The 17,123-nt window shown below is 61.5% G+C and carries 30 protein-coding genes; 29 read left to right on the forward strand and 1 reads right to left on the reverse strand.

Annotation, left to right across the window (positions count from 1 at the left end):
- The 28 genes from NKJ20_RS28905 to rplQ form a co-directional block, all read left to right on the forward strand.
- Positions 1-86 (forward strand): EF-Tu C-terminal domain-related protein (locus tag NKJ20_RS28905; protein WP_455749504.1); only part of this gene is annotated, 86 nt, incomplete at its 5' end.
- 63 nt (positions 87-149) lie between these two features.
- On the forward strand, positions 150-458 hold the full coding sequence (rpsJ, locus tag NKJ20_RS28910; protein WP_006205468.1) for a 30S ribosomal protein S10: 309 nt from the start codon (positions 150-152) through the stop codon (positions 456-458).
- A 96-nt stretch (positions 459-554) separates the two neighbouring features.
- Positions 555-1,283 carry a 50S ribosomal protein L3 gene (gene rplC / locus NKJ20_RS28915; RefSeq protein WP_352748790.1) on the forward strand — a complete coding sequence of 243 codons (729 nt, stop codon included), beginning with the start codon at positions 555-557 and terminating at the stop codon, positions 1,281-1,283.
- Positions 1,283-1,903: a 50S ribosomal protein L4 gene (gene rplD / locus NKJ20_RS28920; protein WP_023675140.1), complete on the forward strand. Its 621-nt coding sequence runs from the start codon at positions 1,283-1,285 to the stop codon at positions 1,901-1,903. The genes rplC and rplD overlap by 1 nt, the downstream gene beginning before the upstream one ends.
- The gene (locus NKJ20_RS28925; protein ID WP_352748791.1) at positions 1,900-2,193 is read left to right on the forward strand and encodes a 50S ribosomal protein L23; all 294 of its coding nucleotides are present in this window, start codon (positions 1,900-1,902) and stop codon (positions 2,191-2,193) included. The genes rplD and NKJ20_RS28925 overlap by 4 nt, the downstream gene beginning before the upstream one ends.
- Positions 2,194-2,215: 22 nt before the next feature.
- A complete protein-coding gene (gene rplB, locus NKJ20_RS28930) occupies positions 2,216-3,049 on the forward strand; it encodes a 50S ribosomal protein L2 (protein WP_023675138.1) in 834 nt (277 codons plus the stop codon).
- 16 nt (positions 3,050-3,065) lie between these two features.
- Positions 3,066-3,344 carry a 30S ribosomal protein S19 gene (rpsS, locus tag NKJ20_RS28935; RefSeq protein WP_006205463.1) on the forward strand — a complete coding sequence of 93 codons (279 nt, stop codon included), beginning with the start codon at positions 3,066-3,068 and terminating at the stop codon, positions 3,342-3,344.
- Between the two features lie 2 nt (positions 3,345-3,346).
- Entirely contained in the window at positions 3,347-3,736 is a 390-nt protein-coding gene (rplV, locus tag NKJ20_RS28940) for a 50S ribosomal protein L22 (protein ID WP_006205462.1), read from the forward strand.
- Positions 3,736-4,461: a 30S ribosomal protein S3 gene (gene rpsC / locus NKJ20_RS28945; RefSeq protein ID WP_023675137.1), complete on the forward strand. Its 726-nt coding sequence runs from the start codon at positions 3,736-3,738 to the stop codon at positions 4,459-4,461. The genes rplV and rpsC overlap by 1 nt, the downstream gene beginning before the upstream one ends.
- Positions 4,462-4,488: 27 nt before the next feature.
- Positions 4,489-4,902 (forward strand): 50S ribosomal protein L16, encoded by a 414-nt coding sequence (gene rplP, locus NKJ20_RS28950; protein ID WP_006205460.1) that lies wholly within the window; start codon positions 4,489-4,491, stop codon positions 4,900-4,902.
- A 13-nt stretch (positions 4,903-4,915) separates the two neighbouring features.
- Positions 4,916-5,116, forward strand: a complete 201-nt coding sequence (gene rpmC / locus NKJ20_RS28955) for a 50S ribosomal protein L29 (RefSeq protein ID WP_006205459.1) — start codon at positions 4,916-4,918, stop codon at positions 5,114-5,116.
- 11 nt (positions 5,117-5,127) lie between these two features.
- Entirely contained in the window at positions 5,128-5,367 is a 240-nt protein-coding gene (rpsQ, locus tag NKJ20_RS28960; protein WP_023675136.1) for a 30S ribosomal protein S17, read from the forward strand.
- An 82-nt stretch (positions 5,368-5,449) separates the two neighbouring features.
- Positions 5,450-5,818, forward strand: coding sequence for a 50S ribosomal protein L14 (rplN, locus tag NKJ20_RS28965; protein WP_006205457.1), 369 nt, complete (start codon positions 5,450-5,452; stop codon positions 5,816-5,818).
- Between the two features lie 12 nt (positions 5,819-5,830).
- The gene (gene rplX / locus NKJ20_RS28970) at positions 5,831-6,145 is read left to right on the forward strand and encodes a 50S ribosomal protein L24 (RefSeq protein WP_254817150.1); all 315 of its coding nucleotides are present in this window, start codon (positions 5,831-5,833) and stop codon (positions 6,143-6,145) included.
- Positions 6,138-6,716: a 50S ribosomal protein L5 gene (gene rplE / locus NKJ20_RS28975; RefSeq protein ID WP_008875670.1), complete on the forward strand. Its 579-nt coding sequence runs from the start codon at positions 6,138-6,140 to the stop codon at positions 6,714-6,716. Before rplX ends, rplE begins: the two co-directional genes overlap by 8 nt.
- A 26-nt stretch (positions 6,717-6,742) precedes the next feature.
- Positions 6,743-7,048 (forward strand): 30S ribosomal protein S14, encoded by a 306-nt coding sequence (gene rpsN / locus NKJ20_RS28980; protein ID WP_023675134.1) that lies wholly within the window; start codon positions 6,743-6,745, stop codon positions 7,046-7,048.
- A 12-nt stretch (positions 7,049-7,060) separates the two neighbouring features.
- The gene (gene rpsH, locus NKJ20_RS28985) at positions 7,061-7,459 is read left to right on the forward strand and encodes a 30S ribosomal protein S8 (RefSeq protein WP_006205453.1); all 399 of its coding nucleotides are present in this window, start codon (positions 7,061-7,063) and stop codon (positions 7,457-7,459) included.
- Between the two features lie 89 nt (positions 7,460-7,548).
- A complete protein-coding gene (rplF, locus tag NKJ20_RS28990; RefSeq protein WP_023675133.1) occupies positions 7,549-8,082 on the forward strand; it encodes a 50S ribosomal protein L6 in 534 nt (177 codons plus the stop codon).
- 85 nt (positions 8,083-8,167) lie between these two features.
- The gene (gene rplR / locus NKJ20_RS28995) at positions 8,168-8,527 is read left to right on the forward strand and encodes a 50S ribosomal protein L18 (protein ID WP_023675132.1); all 360 of its coding nucleotides are present in this window, start codon (positions 8,168-8,170) and stop codon (positions 8,525-8,527) included.
- A gap of 154 nt (positions 8,528-8,681) precedes the next feature.
- On the forward strand, positions 8,682-9,245 hold the full coding sequence (gene rpsE / locus NKJ20_RS29000; RefSeq protein WP_006333394.1) for a 30S ribosomal protein S5: 564 nt from the start codon (positions 8,682-8,684) through the stop codon (positions 9,243-9,245).
- A gap of 24 nt (positions 9,246-9,269) precedes the next feature.
- The gene (gene rpmD, locus NKJ20_RS29005; RefSeq protein ID WP_006205449.1) at positions 9,270-9,467 is read left to right on the forward strand and encodes a 50S ribosomal protein L30; all 198 of its coding nucleotides are present in this window, start codon (positions 9,270-9,272) and stop codon (positions 9,465-9,467) included.
- A 22-nt stretch (positions 9,468-9,489) separates the two neighbouring features.
- Positions 9,490-9,963, forward strand: coding sequence for a 50S ribosomal protein L15 (gene rplO / locus NKJ20_RS29010; protein WP_352451045.1), 474 nt, complete (start codon positions 9,490-9,492; stop codon positions 9,961-9,963).
- Between the two features lie 191 nt (positions 9,964-10,154).
- Positions 10,155-11,495 (forward strand): preprotein translocase subunit SecY, encoded by a 1,341-nt coding sequence (gene secY, locus NKJ20_RS29015; RefSeq protein WP_023675130.1) that lies wholly within the window; start codon positions 10,155-10,157, stop codon positions 11,493-11,495.
- Positions 11,492-12,103, forward strand: coding sequence for an adenylate kinase (locus NKJ20_RS29020; RefSeq protein ID WP_352458551.1), 612 nt, complete (start codon positions 11,492-11,494; stop codon positions 12,101-12,103). The genes secY and NKJ20_RS29020 overlap by 4 nt, the downstream gene beginning before the upstream one ends.
- Before the next feature lie 198 nt (positions 12,104-12,301).
- Entirely contained in the window at positions 12,302-12,670 is a 369-nt protein-coding gene (gene rpsM, locus NKJ20_RS29025; protein WP_006205445.1) for a 30S ribosomal protein S13, read from the forward strand.
- Between the two features lie 143 nt (positions 12,671-12,813).
- Positions 12,814-13,203 (forward strand): 30S ribosomal protein S11, encoded by a 390-nt coding sequence (gene rpsK, locus NKJ20_RS29030; RefSeq protein ID WP_006205444.1) that lies wholly within the window; start codon positions 12,814-12,816, stop codon positions 13,201-13,203.
- A gap of 104 nt (positions 13,204-13,307) precedes the next feature.
- Positions 13,308-14,318 carry a DNA-directed RNA polymerase subunit alpha gene (locus tag NKJ20_RS29035; protein ID WP_023675128.1) on the forward strand — a complete coding sequence of 337 codons (1,011 nt, stop codon included), beginning with the start codon at positions 13,308-13,310 and terminating at the stop codon, positions 14,316-14,318.
- 43 nt (positions 14,319-14,361) lie between these two features.
- Positions 14,362-14,793, forward strand: coding sequence for a 50S ribosomal protein L17 (gene rplQ, locus NKJ20_RS29040; RefSeq protein WP_023675127.1), 432 nt, complete (start codon positions 14,362-14,364; stop codon positions 14,791-14,793).
- A gap of 22 nt (positions 14,794-14,815) precedes the next feature.
- On the opposite strand, the gene NKJ20_RS29045 is transcribed toward rplQ, so the two are convergent.
- On the reverse strand, positions 14,816-15,484 hold the full coding sequence (locus tag NKJ20_RS29045; protein WP_352748793.1) for a hypothetical protein: 669 nt from the start codon (positions 15,482-15,484) through the stop codon (positions 14,816-14,818).
- Positions 15,485-15,616: 132 nt separating this feature from the next.
- Here NKJ20_RS29045 and NKJ20_RS29050 point away from each other — a divergent pair, with 132 nt between their 5' ends.
- A complete protein-coding gene (locus NKJ20_RS29050) occupies positions 15,617-17,104 on the forward strand; it encodes a DegQ family serine endoprotease (RefSeq protein WP_352748794.1) in 1,488 nt (495 codons plus the stop codon).
- Positions 17,105-17,123 lie beyond the last annotated feature (19 nt).

Genomic DNA, 17,123 nt, shown 5'->3' on the forward strand with positions numbered 1-17,123 from the left:
TCGCCATGGAAGAGAAGCTGCGCTTCGCCATCCGTGAAGGCGGCCGCACCGTCGGTGCCGGCATCGTCGTCACCATCAAAGAGTAATTTGGACTTAAACCGATCTGTCGCGGGCGCTGCCCGCGCCGCGCCAGAACAAGGAAGTGACGCATGAACGGACAGAATATCCGCATCCGCCTGAAGGCGTTTGATCACCGGGTGCTCGACGCCTCGACACGGGAAATCGTGTCGACCGCCAAGCGCACCGGCGCCAACGTCCGCGGCCCCATTCCGCTGCCGACGCGGATCGAAAAGTTCACGGTCAACCGGTCGCCTCACGTCGACAAGAAGAGCCGCGAGCAGTTCGAGATGCGCACGCACAAGCGTCTGCTCGACATCGTCGACCCGACCCCGCAGACGGTCGATGCTTTGATGAAGCTCGACCTGGCCGCCGGTGTCGACGTCGAGATCAAGCTCTAAGGAACCAGAGGTCAGCGGGGCGACCCGGAACTCTGAAGGAACAAGAGGCGTGGAGGGGCGACAGCCCCGACAGGGAACTCTAAAGGAATTGAACCGATGCGTTCAGGTGTGATTGCAAAGAAGGTGGGAATGACCCGCATCTACAACGATGCGGGGGAACATGTTCCCGTCACTGTTCTCCAGATGGAGAACTGCCAGGTCGTGGCGCAGCGCACGCAGGAGAAGAACGGCTATACCGCCGTCCAGCTCGGCGTTGGCCTTGCCAAGGTGAAGAACACGTCGAAGGCGATGCGCGGCCATTTCGCAACCGCTTCCGTCGAGCCCAAGGCCAAGGTTGCCGAGTTCCGCGTCTCCGCCGACAACATGATCGATGTTGGCGCCGAGATCACCGTCGAGCACTTCGTCGTCGGCCAGAAGGTCGATGTGACGGGGACCACGATCGGCAAAGGCTTCCAGGGCGTCATCAAGCGGCACCACATGGGTGGCGGCCGCGCGACGCACGGCAACTCGGTGTCGCACCGTACACATGGCTCGACCGGCCAGCGCCAGGATCCGGGCAAGGTGTTCAAGGGCAAGCATATGGCCGGCCACATGGGTGACACCCGCGTCACCACGCAGAATGTCGAGGTCGTCTCGACCGACGCCGATCGCGGCCTGATCCTGATCCGCGGTGCGGTCCCGGGTTCGAAGGGTGCATGGATCCTGGTCCGCGACGCGGCCAAGGTGGCGCTTCCGGCCAATGCGCCGAAGCCCGCCGCGATCCGCGCCGTTGCGAGTGACGGTGCCGCCACGAACGAGGCCCCGGCCACAGAGGGAGCGGAATAATGGACCTCAAGATTACAACGCTTGGCGGCAAGGACGCCGGCAAGCTGAAGCTCTCCGAAGAGATTTTTGGCCTTGATCCGCGCGAGGACATCCTGCAGCGCGTCGTGCGCTGGCAGCTTGCCAAGAAGCAGCAGGGCACCCACAAGGCCAAGGGTCGCGCGGAAATCGCCCGCACCGGCGCCAAGATGTACAAGCAGAAGGGTACAGGCCGCGCGCGTCACCATTCGGCTCGCGCTCCGCAGTTCCGCGGCGGCGGCAAGGCCCACGGCCCGGTCGTGCGCAGCCACGAGCACGATCTGCCGAAGAAGGTGCGTGCACTCGGCCTCAAGCATGCGCTTTCGGCCAAGGCCAAGAGCGCGTCGATCATCATCATCGACGAGCTGAAGCTGACCGAGGCCAAGACCAAGGCACTGATCGCGAATTTCGCGACGCTGGGCCTGAGCAACGCCCTGGTGATCGGCGGCGCCGAGCTTGACAAGAATTTCAAGCTGGCGGCGACCAACATCCCGAACATCGACGTGCTGCCCATCCAGGGCATCAACGTCTACGACATTCTGCGCCGCGGCACGCTGGTCCTTTCCAAGGCCGCCGTCGAGGCTCTCGAGGAGCGCTTCAAATGACCGACCTTCGTCATTACGACGTGATCGTCTCGCCGGCGATCACCGAAAAGTCGACCATGGCTTCCGAGCAGAACCAGGTCGTCTTCAATGTCGCCAAGAAGGCGTCGAAGCCGGAAATCAAGGCCGCCGTCGAAGCGCTGTTTGGCGTCAAGGTGATGGCCGTGAACACGCTTGTCCGCAAGGGCAAGATCAAGCGCTTCCGCGGCAGGATCGGCCGCCAGAGCGACGTCAAGAAGGCGGTTGTGACGCTGGCCGAAGGCCAGTCGATCGACGTCGCGACGGGTCTCTGAGCAAGGTCGCGAGGACAGAACAATGGCACTGAAAAAATTCAACCCGGTAACGCCGAGCACCCGTCAGCTGGTCATCGTCGACCGCTCGGGCCTCTACAAGGGCAAGCCCGTCAAGGGCCTGACCGAAGGCCTGACCAAGTCGGGCGGCCGCAACAATTACGGCCGCATCACGGCCCGCTTCATCGGCGGCGGTCACAAGCGCACCTACCGTATCATCGACTTCAAGCGCCGCAAGTTCGACGTCGTCGGCACGGTCGAGCGTATCGAGTACGATCCGAACCGCACCGCCTTCATCGCGCTGATCAAGTATGACGATGGCGAGCTGTCCTACATCATCGCCCCGCAGCGTCTGGCTCCCGGCGACAAGATCGTGGCCGGTGAATCGGTCGACGTGAAGCCGGGCAACGCGATGCCGCTGGCTTCGATGCCGGTCGGCACGATCGTCCACAATATCGAGCTGAAGCCCGGCAAGGGCGCTCAGGTCGCCCGTTCGGCCGGCGGTTATGGCCAGCTCGTCGGCCGCGACCAGGGCATGGCGATCCTGCGCCTCAATTCGGGCGAGCAGCGTGTCGTCCACGGCTCCTGCATGGCCACTGTCGGCGCCGTGTCTAACCCGGACCACGGCAACATCAATGACGGCAAGGCAGGCCGCACCGTGTGGCGCGGCAAACGTCCGCACAATCGCGGCGTGACCATGAACCCGGTCGACCATCCACATGGCGGCGGCGAAGGCCGCACCTCGGGTGGCCGCCATCCGGTTTCGCCCTGGGGCAAGCCGACCAAGGGCAAGAAGACGCGGTCCAACAAGGCGACCGACAAGTTCATCCTGCGCTCGCGCCATCAGCGCAAGAGCTAAGAAGAGGTAACGCCAAGTGACTCGTTCGATTTGGAAAGGCCCCTTCATCGACGGCTACCTTCTGAAGAAGGTGGACAAGGTTCGTGAAGGTGGTCGCAATGAGGTGATCAAGATGTGGAGCCGTCGCTCCACCATCCTGCCGCAGTTCGTCGGCTTCACCTTCGGTGTCTACAACGGCCAGAAGCACGTTCCCGTCTCGGTGAACGAGGACATGGTCGGTCACAAGTTCGGTGAATTCGCTCCGACCCGGACCTATTACGGTCACGGCGCGGATAAGAAGGCGAAGAGGAAATAATCATGGGCAAGGCCAAAGCTCCGCGCAGGCTTGCTGACAACGAAGCGCGCGCCGTGTTGCGCACGATCCGTATCAGCCCGCAGAAGCTGAACCTGGTTGCCGCGTTGATCCGCGGCAAGAAGGTCGCGACAGCGCTTTCCGACCTCGAATTCTCGGCCAAGCGGATTTCCGGCACGGTCAAGAAGACGCTGGAATCGGCGATCGCCAACGCGGAAAACAACCACGACCTCGACGTCGATGCGCTGATCGTGGCGGAAGCCTATGTCGGCAAGTCGATCGTCATGAAGCGGTTCCATGCCCGTGGCCGTGGTCGCGCCAGCCGTATCGAGAAGCCGTTCTCGCACCTCACGATCGTCGTTCGTGAAGTCGAAGAAAAAGGGGAGGCCGCATAATGGGCCAGAAAGTCAATCCGATCGGTCTGCGTCTCGGCATCAACCGCACCTGGGATTCGCGCTGGTTCGCGAACACCGGCGAGTACGGCAAGCTGCTGCACGAGGACATCAAGATCCGCAAATATCTTGAGAAGGAACTCAAGCAGGCTGCGATCTCGAAGGTCGTGATCGAGCGTCCGCACAAGAAGTGCCGCGTCACCATCCATGCGGCGCGTCCGGGCCTGATCATCGGCAAGAAGGGCGCCGACATCGAGAAGCTTCGCAAGAAGCTGATGGAGATGACCAAGTCCGAGACGCATCTGAACATCGTCGAAGTGCGCAAGCCGGAGATCGACGCGACCTTGGTCGCCCAGTCGATCGCCCAGCAGCTCGAGCGCCGCATCGCGTTCCGCCGCGCCATGAAGCGTGCCGTGCAGTCGGCGATGCGCCTCGGTGCCGAAGGCATCCGCATCAACTGCGCCGGCCGTCTCGGCGGCGCCGAGATCGCGCGCATGGAATGGTATCGTGAAGGCCGCGTGCCGCTGCATACGCTGCGTGCCGACGTCGACTACGGCACGGCCGAGGCGAATACGGCCTACGGCATCTGCGGCGTCAAGGTCTGGGTGTTCAAGGGCGAAATCCTCGAGCACGACCCGATGGCTTCGGAGCGCCGCGCCACCGAGGGCGATCATGCGCATGGCGGTGGTGGTGAACGCGAACGCGGTCGCCGTCGCGAAAACGCGTAAGACATTTAGGAATTTGGAGTTAGAACGATGCTGCAGCCAAAGCGCACAAAGTTCCGCAAGCAGTTCAAGGGCCGCATCCACGGTACCGCCAAGGGCGGCACCAACCTGGATTTCGGTGGTTTCGGGCTGAAGGCGCTTGAGCCGAACCGCGTCACCGCGCGTGAGATCGAGGCGGCCCGCCGCGCGATCACCCGCGAGATGAAGCGTGCCGGCCGCGTGTGGATCCGTATCTTCCCGGACGTGCCGGTGACGTCGAAGCCGACCGAAGTCCGTATGGGTAAGGGCAAGGGCGCGGTCGACTACTGGGCGGCACGCGTCAAGCCGGGCCGCATCATGTTCGAGATCGACGGCGTCAACGAGGAAACCGCCCGTGAGGCGCTGCGTCTCGGCGCGGCCAAGCTCTCGGTCAGGACGCGCTTCGTACAGCGCATCGCAGAATAAGGACGGGCTGATCATGAAAGCCGAAGACATCCGGACCAAGACCCAGGACCAGCTGACCGACGACCTGGCCAGCCTGAAGAAGGAGCAGTTCAACCTGCGCTTCCAGAAGGCCACCGGCCAGCTTGAGAAGACCGCGCGCGTGAGGCAGGTCCGCAAGGACATTGCGCGTATCAAGACCATCGCTGCGGAAAAGTCCGCGGCCAAGAAGGCTTAAGGACGAAAACCATGCCAAAGCGCATTCTGCAGGGCACCGTCGTCAGCGACAAGAACGAGAAGACGGTTGTCGTCAAGGTCGAACGGCGCTTCACGCATCCCGTGATGAAGAAGACCGTGCGCATGACCAAGAAGTACAAGGCGCACGACGAGAACAACGCCCACAAGGTCGGCGATCAGGTGTTCATCCAGGAATCGAAGCCGATTTCCAAGGACAAGCGCTGGGTCGTGGTGTCTTCGGACCAGGCCTGATCAGGGCTAACGAAACGAATTTTGGACAGACCGGGGAGGGGTGAGAAACCCGTCCCGTTAGAAAAGAAGAAGGCGGCCAGTCATGATTCAGATGCAAACAAACCTCGACGTCGCGGATAATTCCGGCGCCCGTCGTGTCATGTGCATCAAGGTGCTGGGCGGCTCGAAGCGGAAATACGCTTCCGTGGGCGACATCATCGTGGTGTCGATCAAGGAAGCCATCCCGCGCGGCCGCGTCAAGAAGGGCGATGTGATGAAGGCGGTCGTGGTTCGCACGGCCAAGGACATCCGCCGCCCGGACGGCAGCGTGATCCGTTTCGACAAGAACGCAGCCGTTCTCGTCGACAACAAGAAAGAGCCGATCGGCACGCGTATCTTCGGACCGGTTCCGCGCGAACTCCGCGCCAAGAACCACATGAAGATCATCTCGCTCGCGCCTGAAGTGCTGTAAGGAGCCGGACCAATGCAAAAGATTAGAAAAGGCGACAAGGTCGTCGTGCTGGCCGGCAAGGACAAGGGCCGTTCGGGCGAAGTCCTTTCGGTACAGCCGAAGGATGACACCGCGCTGGTGCGCGGCGTCAACCTGATCCGTCGTCACCAGAAGCAGTCCCAGTCCCAAGAGGGCGGGATCATCACCAAGGAAGCGCCGATCCAGCTGTCGAACATCGCGCTGGCCGACCCCAAGGATGGCAAGCCGACCCGCGTCGGCTTCATCTTCCAGAAGGACGGCAAGAAGGTGCGCGTCGCCAAGCGCTCGGGAGAAGTCATCAATGGCTAAGGCTCAAACCAAGCAGGCAACTGCCCAGAACACGCCGCGCCTCAAGCAGGTCTACAACGAGACCATCCGCAAGGCGCTGCAGGAGCAGTTCGGCTACGAGAACGAGATGCAGGTTCCGCGCATCGACAAGATCGTGCTGAACATGGGCGTCGGCGAGGCGACTGGCGATTCGAAGAAGCCTTCGATCGCGGCGGAAGACCTTGCGATGATCGCCGGCCAGAAGGCCGTTGTCACCCGCGCCCGCAACTCGATCGCCGGCTTCAAGGTCCGCGAAAAGATGCCGATCGGCGCCAAGGTCACGCTACGCAAGGAACGCATGTACGAGTTCCTCGACCGCCTCGTGAACATCGCACTGCCGCGCGTCCGCGACTTTCGCGGACTTAATCCGAAGAGCTTCGATGGCCGTGGCAACTATGCCATGGGCATCAAGGAACACATCGTGTTTCCGGAGATCAACTACGACAAGGTTGATCAGATCTGGGGCATGGACGTCATCGTTTGTACGACTGCGAAGACGGACGACGAAGCCAGGGCATTGCTCAAGGCCTTCAACTTCCCCTTCCGCCAGTAACGGCAGCGAGAAAAGGAAAATCTGAAATGGCAAAGACCAGCTCAGTCGAGAAGAACAACAGGCGCCGCAAGCTTGCGGACCAGTTCGCTGCCAAGCGCAAGGTGCTCAAGGCGATCATCATGGATCAGTCCAAGCCGATGGAAGAGCGCTTCCGCGCCCAGCTGAAGCTTTCGGCGCTGCCGCGCAACTCGGCCAAGACCCGCATTCGCAACCGCTGCGAAGTCACCGGACGTCCGCGTGCCTATTATCGCAAGCTCAAAGTATCGCGTATCGCGCTTCGTGATCTCGGCAATAACGGCCAGATCCCGGGCCTGGTCAAGTCGAGCTGGTAAGGAGGACATAACATGTCATTGAGCGATCCTCTCGGCGATATGCTGACCCGCATCCGCAACGCGTATGGCCGCAAGAAGTCGAGCGTTTCGACGCCGGCCTCGCGCCTGCGTACCCGCGTCCTCGACGTGCTGAAGGCGGAAGGCTATATCCGCGACTACAGCCAGACCGACTTCGACAACGGCAAGTCCGAAATCGAGATCGAGCTGAAGTATTTCGATGGTGCGCCGGTGGTGCGCGAAATCGCTCGGGTCTCGAAGCCCGGCCGCCGCGTCTACGTTTCGGCCAAGTCGATACCGCACGTCGCCAACGGCCTCGGCATCGCCATCCTTTCGACGCCGAAGGGCGTGATGGCCGACCACGAAGCGCGTGAACAGAATGTCGGCGGGGAAATCCTCTGCCAGATCTTCTGATCTGGTATGTGACCCGGTTGGAAACAGGTTTTCGGGATCTAGTCCCGAAAGCCGAGACCTGAAACAAGAGAAGTGACGAGGACAACAAAATGTCTCGTATTGGAAAGAAACCCGTTTCGCTGCCGCAGGGCGTGACCGCGACCGTCAACGGCCAGACCGTGACGGCGAAGGGTCCTAAGGGCGAGCTGAAGTTCGTGGTGAACGACGAAGTGCTGGTCAAGATGGAAGGCAGCGAGATCGCTGTCCAGCCGCGCGACCAGACCAAGACTGCCCGTTCCAAGTGGGGCATGTCGCGCACGCAGATCGTCAATATCCTGCAGGGCGTCAAGGACGGCTTCGAAAAGAAGCTCGAGATCACCGGCGTCGGCTATCGTGCCGCCATGCAAGGCAAGAACCTGCAGCTGGCGCTCGGCTTCAGCCATGACGTCGTCTACGAGACGCCGCAGGGCGTGACGATTTCGGTGCCGAAGCCGACGGAAATCACGGTGACCGGCATCGACAAGCAGCAGGTCGGCCAGGTCGCCGCCGAGATCCGCGAGTATCGTAGCCCCGAGCCCTACAAGGGCAAGGGTGTCCGCTATGCTGGCGAGAAGATCGTCCGCAAGGAAGGCAAGAAGAAGTAATTTTAACGCCGCGGGGAGCGGTCGCGGGAGGCTTGTCCTACCGCATATGGTTGCCCCCGTTTTTTGAAGGCAAGGAACTGATATCATGGGCTCGAAAGAATCCACCCAACGCCGCGCTCAGCGCGTTCGCCGCCAGATCAAGAAGGTTGCCGGCGATCGTCCGCGCTTGTCGGTCCATCGCACGTCGAAGAACATCTATGTCCAGGTGATCGACGACGCCAAGGGCCACACCATCGCGGCTGCTTCGACGCTCGAGAAGGAGCTCAAGGGCTCGCTCAAGACCGGCGCCGACACCGCGGCTGCAGCTGCCATCGGAAAGCTGATCGCCGAACGCGCCTCGAAGGCCGGCGTCAAGGAAGTCGTCTTCGACCGCGGCGCCTATATCTACCACGGCCGCGTCAAGGCGCTGGCCGAGGCTGCCCGTGAAGGTGGTCTGAGCTTCTAGAGCATGATCCCGAACCGAAGGTCAGCGCAGCAAAAAGTTGCAGACTTTTCGGATAAGATCATGCGAAGGAAAAAAGAGTTTCGCCCCCGGCGACCCGCAGAGGTGCCGGATATCATCATCAACCGTGCTTCCGGAAAAAAACAAGGAACAGGATATGGCACAGGAACGTAGGGATGGCGGCCGCGGCCGTGATCGCGAAGAGCGCGACGACGGCATGGTCGACAAGCTCGTCCACATCAACCGTGTCGCCAAAGTCGTCAAGGGCGGCCGGCGCTTCGGCTTTGCGGCACTTGTCGTCGTCGGCGACCAGAAGGGCCGCGTCGGCTTCGGTCACGGCAAGGCGCGCGAAGTGCCGGAGGCGATCCGCAAGGCGACCGAATCGGCCAAGCGCGACATGATCTTCGTGCCGCTGCGCTCGGGCCGTACGCTGCACCACGACGTCGAGGGACGCTGGGGTGCGGGACGTGTTCTGCTGCGCGCTGCCAAGCAAGGTACCGGCATAATCGCCGGCGGCCCGATGCGCGCCGTTTTCGAGACGCTCGGCATGCATGACGTGGTCGCCAAGTCGATGGGTTCTTCGAACCCCTACAACATGGTTCGTGCCACTTTCGACGCGCTGAAGAGCCAGATGCATCCGAAGGATGTGGCTGCCGCGCGCGGCATCAAGTATTCGACCCTTCAGGCCCGCCGCGGCACCGCCGTTGCGGCTGAAGAATAGTCGACGCTGACCAGGGATTTGACCATGGCCAAGAAAGCAACCAAGACCATCACCGTCGAGCAGATCGGTTCGCCGATCCGCCGGCCGAAGGAGCAGCGGGCAACGCTGGTCGGCCTCGGCCTCAACAAGATGCACAAGCAGCGCACGCTGGAGGATACGCCCTCGGTGCGCGGCATGATCGCTGCCGTCCAGCATCTCGTCCGCGTCGTGGACGAGGGCTGAGCCAGAGCGCAGGAGAACCCAGATGAAACTCAATGATCTGCGTGACAAGGACGGCGCGACGCACTCCAAGAAGCGTCTCGGCCGTGGCATCGGTTCCGGTTCGGGCAAGACCGCCGGTCGCGGCGTCAAGGGCCAGAAGGCGCGCTCCGGCGTCGCCGTCAACGGCTTCGAGGGTGGCCAGATGCCGCTCTACCGCCGCCTGCCGAAGCGCGGCTTCAACAATATCTTCGCCAAGAGCTTCACCGTCGTGTCGCTGGCCCGCATCCAGGCGGCGCTCGATGCCAAGAAGCTCGACGCTAAGACAGTTGTAACGGCCGAGGCGCTGGTTGCGGCCGGCGTCATCCGTCGCGTCAAGGACGGCGTGCGCATCCTTTCGGACGGCGACATCAAGGCCAAGCTTGCCTTCGACGTTGCCGGTGCTTCCAAGGCCGCGGTCGAGAAGATCGAAAAGGCCGGCGGCTCGGTGAAGTTGCCTGAGCAGGCAGCCGCCGAGTAACGGCAATTTGAAGCACGGTCGGCAAAGGTGGAATTCGGTTTTGCCTGCGGTCGTGCTTTGATCCGACAGATGTGGCGGCCGCATCAACGCGGCCGCTTGCATGTTTGCAGTCCGGAGCTTATCTCGTGAGCTTCGGTGACACGCGCCGCCTGAGCTGCGGGCATCGAGCGTGACCAAGCGGAGAATCAGGCATGGCTTCGGCTGCTGAACAACTGGCCTCGAATCTGAATTTTTCGGCCTTCGCCAAAGCCGAGGATCTGAAGAAGCGCATCTGGTTCACCATCGGCGCGCTGCTCGTCTACCGTCTTGGCACCTATATTCCGCTGCCCGGCATCAATCCCGACGCTTTCGCCCAGGCCTTCTCGTCGCAGAGCAAGGGCGTGCTCGGCATGTTCAACATGTTCGCCGGCGGCGCCGTGCAGCGCATGGCGATCTTTGCCCTCGGCATCATGCCCTATATCTCGGCCTCCATCATCATGCAGCTGATGACCTCGGTCATTCCGTCGCTGGAAGCGCTGAAGAAGGAAGGCGAGCAGGGCCGCAAGATCATCAACCAGTACACGCGCTACGGCACCGTGCTTCTGGCGCTGGTTCAGGCGTACGGCATTTCGGTCGGGCTTGAGGGCGGCAACGGCATCGTCAACGATCCCGGCATGTTCTTCCGCATCTCTACCGTCGTCACGCTGGTCGGCGGCACCATGTTCCTGATGTGGCTTGGCGAGCAGATCACTGCTCGCGGCATCGGCAACGGCATTTCGCTGATCATCTTCTCCGGCATCGTCGCCGGCCTGCCGCGCGCCATCTCCGGCACGCTGGAGCTTGGCCGCACCGGCGCCTTGTCGACCGGCCTGATCCTGGCGATCATCGTGCTGGCCATCATCGTCATCGCGCTGATCGTCTTCTTCGAGCGCGCCCAGCGCCGCCTGCTGATCCAGTATCCCAAGCGCCAGGTCGGCAATCGCATGTTCCAGGGCGATACCTCGCATCTGCCGCTGAAGCTTAACACCTCCGGCGTCATTCCGCCGATCTTCGCCTCGTCGCTGCTGCTGCTTCCGGCAACGGTTGCGGGCTTCTCGCAGACCACCAATATGCCTGCATGGGCCAGCACCATCCTGGCGGCGCTCGGCCACGGCCAGCCGCTCTATATGGCCTTCTACGCGGCGATGATCGTGTTCTTCGCCTTCTTCTATACGGCGATCGTCTTCAATCCGAAGGACACCGCCGACCAGCTCAAGAAGCATTCGGGCTTCATCCCGGGCTATCGTCCGGGCGAGCGCACTGCGGACTATATTGACTATGTGCTCACCCGCATCACCGTCGTCGGCGCCATTTATCTGGTGCTGGTGTGTCTGCTGCCCGAGTTCCTGATTTCAGCGACTGGCGTACCGTTCTACCTTGGTGGCACTTCGCTCCTGATCGTGGTCAGTGTAACGCTCGATACGGTGGCGCAGATTCAGGGTCACCTGATCGCGCACCAGTATGAGGGCCTGATCAAGAAGTCGAAGCTGCGCGGGGGGAAAAAGGCCAGATGAGGTTGATATTGCTTGGACCGCCGGGGGCGGGCAAGGGGACACAAGCACTAAGACTGGTAGAACGACACGGCATCCCACAGCTTTCCACGGGGGACATGCTGCGTGCTGCTGTCCAGGCTGGCACCGAAGTCGGCAAGCGCGCCAAGGCGGTGATGGACGCTGGCGAACTGGTGTCCGACGCTATCGTCAACGCCATCGTGGCCGAGCGTATCGATCAAGCTGATTGCGCAAACGGCTTCATCCTTGACGGGTATCCCCGAACTCTGGTGCAAGCGGATGCCGTTGAGGAAATGCTGTCGGATCGCGGACTGGAGCTAGATGCGGTCATCGAATTTGTCGTCGATGACAAGGCGCTGGTTGGCCGAATCGTCAAGCGCGCCGAAGACGCCAAGGCCGCAGGCCTGCCGGTGCGCAAGGACGACAGTCCAGCGGTGTTCGAAGAACGCTTGAGGGAATATTACAAGAAAACCTCGCCGCTGATCGGCTACTACTACGCCAAGGGCAAACTCAGGGGCGTCGATGGCATGGCCGACATCGATGCGGTGACGCAGCAGATCGAGGCGGTGCTCAGGGCGACGACCCGGAAAGTTGGCCAGGCGGCCGGCTAGAGAATCGAACGATTGCGCTTGACTGGAGCGGTCCGCTGGGGTATGGCGGCCCGTCTTCCTATCAGGCATGAGGCTTGCTTGTCCGCAAGGGCAAGGCAGGCCGCTTTGAACTGGAAACTCCCGCAAGGGCCGGCCTCCACCGGACGCGGGGCAACTTGAAGCGCCGGCTCGTCCGGCCTATATGGAGAAGAGAAGAACATGGCTCGTATAGCCGGCGTCAATATTCCGACTAACAAGCGCGTCGTCATCGCGCTTCAATACATTCACGGCATTGGCAAGAAGTTCGCCCAGGAGATCGTCGACAAGGTCGGCATCCCGGCCGAGCGTCGCGTCAACCAGCTGACCGACGCGGAAGTGCTGCAGATCCGCGAGACCATCGACCGCGACTACCAGGTCGAGGGCGACCTGCGCCGCGAAGTGTCGATGAACATCAAGCGGCTCATGGACCTCGGCTGCTACCGCGGCCTGCGTCACCGCCGCTCACTGCCGGTTCGTGGTCAGCGCACGCATACCAATGCGCGCACCCGTAAGGGCCCGGCCAAGTCGATTGCCGGAAAGAAGAAGTAATTTGTGAATGGTCAATGGTGAATAGTGAATGGTGACGAAGGCCAAGAGCCGACGTTGTGGCCATTCACCATTTTACCATTCACCATTCACCAGGTGGAGCCGCTGGCATTACGGCGGTGTAGAGATCAACTGAAAGGACCATCATGGCCAAGGAAGCCGCCCGTGTTCGCCGTCGCGAACGCAAGAACATCTCGTCGGGCGTTGCCCACGTCAATTCGACCTTCAACAACACGATGATCACCATCACCGACGCGCAGGGTAACTCGATTGCCTGGTCGTCGGCCGGAGCCCAGGGCTTCAAGGGATCGCGCAAGTCGACCCCGTTCGCTGCCCAGATGGCCGCAGAAGATGTTGCCAAGAAGGCCCAGGAACACGGCATGCGCATGCTCGAGGTCGAGGTCTGTGGACCCGGCTCCGGTCGTGAATCGGCGCTGCGCGCGCTGCAGGCTGCCGGCTTCACCATCACCTCGATCCGTGATGTGACGCCGATCCCGCACAATGGCTGCCGCCCGCGCAAGAAGCGCCGCGTCTAAAGAATTTACCGAACGCCGCGCGAGCGCCTCAAGGGCGCTCCTCCACGGCATTCCAGGTCGCCCGCCACGATTGGATGGTGGCGGGACAACGGAAGGAAAGCACTATGATCCAGAAAAATTGGCAAGAACTGATCAAGCCGAACAAGATCGAGTTCTCGTCGAAGAAGAAGACGCTGACCACGCTGGTCGCCGAGCCGCTCGAGCGCGGCTTCGGCCTCACCCTCGGCAACGCGCTGCGCCGCGTGCTTCTGTCTTCGCTGCGTGGCGCGGCTGTAACCGCCGTGCAGATCGACGGCGTTCTGCATGAATTCTCGTCCATCGCCGGCGTCCGCGAGGACGTGACCGACATCGTTTTGAATATCAAGGAAATCGCCATCCGCATGGAAGGCGACGGCCCCAAGCGCATGGTCGTCCGCAAGCAGGGACCGGGCGCGGTTCTCGCCGGCGACATCCAGACGGTCGGCGACGTCGAGATCCTCAATCCCGACCACGTCATCTGCACGCTGGACGAAGGCGCCGAAATCCGCATGGAATTCACCGTCGATACCGGCAAGGGCTATGTCCCGGCCGACCGTAACCGCGCCGAGGACGCGCCGATCGGGCTGATCCCCGTCGACAGCCTGTATTCGCCGGTCAAGAAAGTCTCCTACAAGGTCGAGAACACCCGCGAGGGCCAGGTTCTCGACTATGACAAGCTGACCATGACCATCGAGACCGACGGTTCGATTTCGGGCGAGGACGCGGTGGCCTTCGCCGCTCGCATCCTGCAGGACCAGCTCGGCCTGTTCGTCAATTTCGACGAGCCGCAGAAGGAAGTCGCCGCCGAACAGGTTACCGAGCTTGCCTTCAACCCGGCGCTGCTCAAGAAGGTCGACGAGCTCGAGCTTTCGGTGCGTTCGGCCAACTGCCTGAAGAACGACAACATCGTCTATATCGGCGACCTGATCCAGAAGACCGAAGCCGAGATGCTGCGCACCCCGAACTTCGGCCGCAAGTCGCTGAACGAGATCAAGGAAGTCCTGGCGGCGATGGGCCTGCATCTCGGCATGGAAGTGCCGGACTGGCCGCCGGAAAACATCGAAGACCTCGCCAAGCGTTACGAAGATCAATATTGAGGCTTGAGAGAGCCTCTTGAACCCGCAATGAAGGAGAAGAGCCATGCGCCACGGATTTAAAGGCCGCCGGTTCGCCCGCAGCATAAGCCATCGCAAGTCGATGTTTGCCAACCTTGCCGTGTCGCTTATCGAGCACGAGCAGATTCTCACAACGCTGCCGAAGGCGAAGGATTTGCGTCCGATCGTCGAGAAGCTGGTGACGCTCGGCAAGCGCGGCGACCTACACGCTCGCCGCCAGGTGATTGCCCAGATCGGCAATGAAGGCGTCGTAAAGCGCCTGTTCGATACCATCGCGCCGCGCTACGCCACCCGCAACGGCGGCTATCTGCGCATCATGAAGGCGGGCTTCCGCCACGGTGACAATGCCGCAATGGCCGTCATCGAATTCGTCGACCGCGACACCTCTGCCAAGGGCGCCGGCGATCGCGCCCGCATCGAGGCCGAAGGCACCGAAGAGGAAGCCGCAGCCGCATAAGGCTCGGTTTTTCTGTGTGAGTTTAAGGGGCCTGCGGCCCCTTTTTCATTGGGGCGGCTACCTTTTGCCGAGCAAAGTTGAGGTAGTTTCTTCCGCTTATTGACTTCCAATCAATCGCGTTTGTTATTTGCTCGATTGCGGGATGCGAATAGGAATAAACACTGTCGATCTCCGTTCGGTGATCGATATCGCTTATCAATTGGGACACAGTCACGCCGTTCAGATATTTTTCGGCGTCCCGATCTTCGATGAAGTCGGTATCAACGCGGAAATAAATCTGGATCGGACCCGCGCAGATGTTCAGGTCGATGTCGTTCCTCGATGCGATGTAGAAGACCATAGCTTCTTCTGGTGTCCACAGGCCCGCGTTCAGGAATTCCGATGGCTTTGTTCTGCTGTCGAACCCATCCATTGAAAGAGCAAATTGGTCGGTTATGCGCTCGGTCTTGCCGCGGATGGCATGCACATGTTCGATCTGAAACCAATTCAGATCGTGAGGCGGCTCGTTATCAAAGGAAGCTTCGAGCTGACCATATATCCAATAGACGGGAATCGTCTCGGCATACTTGGTGATCCAATCATCCGGCGCGCCGAACGCTTCGGCAATTTCGATCATTTTCATGCCGGGGATAACAGGCCCCAAAGTGCCGGTCTTCAAAAAATCACGGAATGAAACGAGCTGTTTTTTCATTTGCCGACACGGCTTTCCGGTTTCGCCTCGACCTATAACTGCTTTGCCACCCAAAATAATCCGATTTCAGCGGCTTAGCCTTTCATTTTGCACAATCGTCAGGACAATGGCGCCCGACTTGGAGGATTCGGAATGCGCGTTAAACGGCTGTCCCTTGTTCTGATCTGCGCCTTGATGGCGTTGGCCATCGTGCCGGCGGCCAGGCACGCGCTGGCGGAGGAGAACAAGCCAGATCCCGGTTTGTCCGACGTGCTGACGGATCTATTGCATGGCGTCGAAGGCGAAAACGCCACTTCCGGCCCCGACAAGCGCGTGCCGTTCGGCCGCGAGGAGGTGCAACTGTCCTTCGCGCCGCTGGTCAAGCAGACGGCGCCGGCCGTGGTCAATGTCTACGCCTCGCAGACCGCCAAGGTGACGTCGCCCTTCGACGGCGATCCGTTCTTCGAGGAGTTCTTCGGCCGCTCGCAGCCGCGCGCGCAGTCTTCGCTCGGTTCGGGGGTGCTGGTCGATCCCACCGGTGTCGTGGTCACCAATTTCCACGTTGTCAAGGACGCTGACCAGGTCAAGGTCGCGACTGCCGATGGGCGCGAATTCGACAGCAAGGTACTGCTTAAGGACGAGACGCTCGATCTCGCCGTGCTCAAGATTTCTTCTGACAAGCCGTTCCCGGTGATCGCTATCGGCGATTCCGACGCGCTCGAGGTCGGCGATCTGGTGCTGGCGATCGGCAATCCGTTCGGTGTCGGCCAGACCACCACCAGCGGCATCATTTCGGCGGTGGCGCGCAGCCATATCGGCGTCTCCGATTCCAGCTTCTTCATCCAGACCGACGCCGCCATCAACCCCGGCAATTCCGGTGGCGCGCTGGTCAACATGGGAGGGCAGCTGATCGGCATCAACACGGCGATCTATAGCCGTAGCGGCGGCTCGATCGGCATCGGCTTTGCCATCCCTTCGAACATGGTTCGCGCCTTCGCCGACGCGGCCAAGGCCGGGCTCGACTTCTTCGAGCGGCCGTATGCCGGTGCCGAGTTCGAGGCGGTGACGCCGCAGATTGCCGAATCGCTTGGCATCGACAAACCGACCGGCGCGCTGGTTTCTTCGGTCGAAGAGGCGGGACCCGCCGCCAAGGCAGGGCTCAAGCCGGGCGACGTAGTGCTGTCGCTCAATGGCAAGCCGGTCGAGAGCGTCGGGGCGCTGGACTACCGGATGGCGACGCTGTCGATTGGTACGAATGCCAGCTTCGGCGTTCTGAGCAAGGGTCAGCAGGCGACGATGGACATCGCGCTGGAACGGCCGCCTGAGGGCGCCAAAGCTGCGGAACTCACATTGCGCGGCCGCAGCCCGTTTTCCGGTGCCAAGGTTGCTGAACTGTCGCCACGGCTTGCCCAACGGCTCGGTCTGCGCACCGATGTCAAAGGCGTCACCGTGGTCGACATCAACCGCGATTCGCCTGCTGCCGATTTTGGCTTCCAGCCAGGCGACATCGTGCGTGAGGTCAATGGCCTGACGATCGACAAGGCGGCGACCTTGGAACAGGTAGCCCAGCAGGATACGCGCTGGTGGCGCTTTACCGTCGAGCGCGGCGGGCAGATACTGCGCCAGGTGTTGCGTTACTGAGCCCGAACGTCAGCATGAT

The organism is Mesorhizobium sp. M0185, assembly GCF_040322175.1.
Lineage (GTDB): Bacteria > Pseudomonadota > Alphaproteobacteria > Rhizobiales > Rhizobiaceae > Mesorhizobium.

Coding starts and splice junctions, on each gene's coding strand:
- rpsJ (WP_006205468.1), top strand. CDS start 150: ATGAACGGACAGAATATCCGCATCCGCCTGAAGGCGTTTGATCACCGG.
- rplC (WP_352748790.1), top strand. CDS start 555: ATGCGTTCAGGTGTGATTGCAAAGAAGGTGGGAATGACCCGCATCTAC.
- rplD (WP_023675140.1), top strand. CDS start 1,283: ATGGACCTCAAGATTACAACGCTTGGCGGCAAGGACGCCGGCAAGCTG.
- NKJ20_RS28925 (WP_352748791.1), top strand. CDS start 1,900: ATGACCGACCTTCGTCATTACGACGTGATCGTCTCGCCGGCGATCACC.
- rplB (WP_023675138.1), top strand. CDS start 2,216: ATGGCACTGAAAAAATTCAACCCGGTAACGCCGAGCACCCGTCAGCTG.
- rplV (WP_006205462.1), top strand. CDS start 3,347: ATGGGCAAGGCCAAAGCTCCGCGCAGGCTTGCTGACAACGAAGCGCGC.
- rpsC (WP_023675137.1), top strand. CDS start 3,736: ATGGGCCAGAAAGTCAATCCGATCGGTCTGCGTCTCGGCATCAACCGC.
- rplP (WP_006205460.1), top strand. CDS start 4,489: ATGCTGCAGCCAAAGCGCACAAAGTTCCGCAAGCAGTTCAAGGGCCGC.
- rpmC (WP_006205459.1), top strand. CDS start 4,916: ATGAAAGCCGAAGACATCCGGACCAAGACCCAGGACCAGCTGACCGAC.
- rpsQ (WP_023675136.1), top strand. CDS start 5,128: ATGCCAAAGCGCATTCTGCAGGGCACCGTCGTCAGCGACAAGAACGAG.
- rplN (WP_006205457.1), top strand. CDS start 5,450: ATGATTCAGATGCAAACAAACCTCGACGTCGCGGATAATTCCGGCGCC.
- rplX (WP_254817150.1), top strand. CDS start 5,831: ATGCAAAAGATTAGAAAAGGCGACAAGGTCGTCGTGCTGGCCGGCAAG.
- rplE (WP_008875670.1), top strand. CDS start 6,138: ATGGCTAAGGCTCAAACCAAGCAGGCAACTGCCCAGAACACGCCGCGC.
- rpsN (WP_023675134.1), top strand. CDS start 6,743: ATGGCAAAGACCAGCTCAGTCGAGAAGAACAACAGGCGCCGCAAGCTT.
- rpsH (WP_006205453.1), top strand. CDS start 7,061: ATGTCATTGAGCGATCCTCTCGGCGATATGCTGACCCGCATCCGCAAC.
- rplF (WP_023675133.1), top strand. CDS start 7,549: ATGTCTCGTATTGGAAAGAAACCCGTTTCGCTGCCGCAGGGCGTGACC.
- rplR (WP_023675132.1), top strand. CDS start 8,168: ATGGGCTCGAAAGAATCCACCCAACGCCGCGCTCAGCGCGTTCGCCGC.
- rpsE (WP_006333394.1), top strand. CDS start 8,682: ATGGCACAGGAACGTAGGGATGGCGGCCGCGGCCGTGATCGCGAAGAG.
- rpmD (WP_006205449.1), top strand. CDS start 9,270: ATGGCCAAGAAAGCAACCAAGACCATCACCGTCGAGCAGATCGGTTCG.
- rplO (WP_352451045.1), top strand. CDS start 9,490: ATGAAACTCAATGATCTGCGTGACAAGGACGGCGCGACGCACTCCAAG.
- secY (WP_023675130.1), top strand. CDS start 10,155: ATGGCTTCGGCTGCTGAACAACTGGCCTCGAATCTGAATTTTTCGGCC.
- NKJ20_RS29020 (WP_352458551.1), top strand. CDS start 11,492: ATGAGGTTGATATTGCTTGGACCGCCGGGGGCGGGCAAGGGGACACAA.
- rpsM (WP_006205445.1), top strand. CDS start 12,302: ATGGCTCGTATAGCCGGCGTCAATATTCCGACTAACAAGCGCGTCGTC.
- rpsK (WP_006205444.1), top strand. CDS start 12,814: ATGGCCAAGGAAGCCGCCCGTGTTCGCCGTCGCGAACGCAAGAACATC.
- NKJ20_RS29035 (WP_023675128.1), top strand. CDS start 13,308: ATGATCCAGAAAAATTGGCAAGAACTGATCAAGCCGAACAAGATCGAG.
- rplQ (WP_023675127.1), top strand. CDS start 14,362: ATGCGCCACGGATTTAAAGGCCGCCGGTTCGCCCGCAGCATAAGCCAT.
- NKJ20_RS29045 (WP_352748793.1), bottom strand. CDS start 15,484: ATGAAAAAACAGCTCGTTTCATTCCGTGATTTTTTGAAGACCGGCACT.
- NKJ20_RS29050 (WP_352748794.1), top strand. CDS start 15,617: ATGCGCGTTAAACGGCTGTCCCTTGTTCTGATCTGCGCCTTGATGGCG.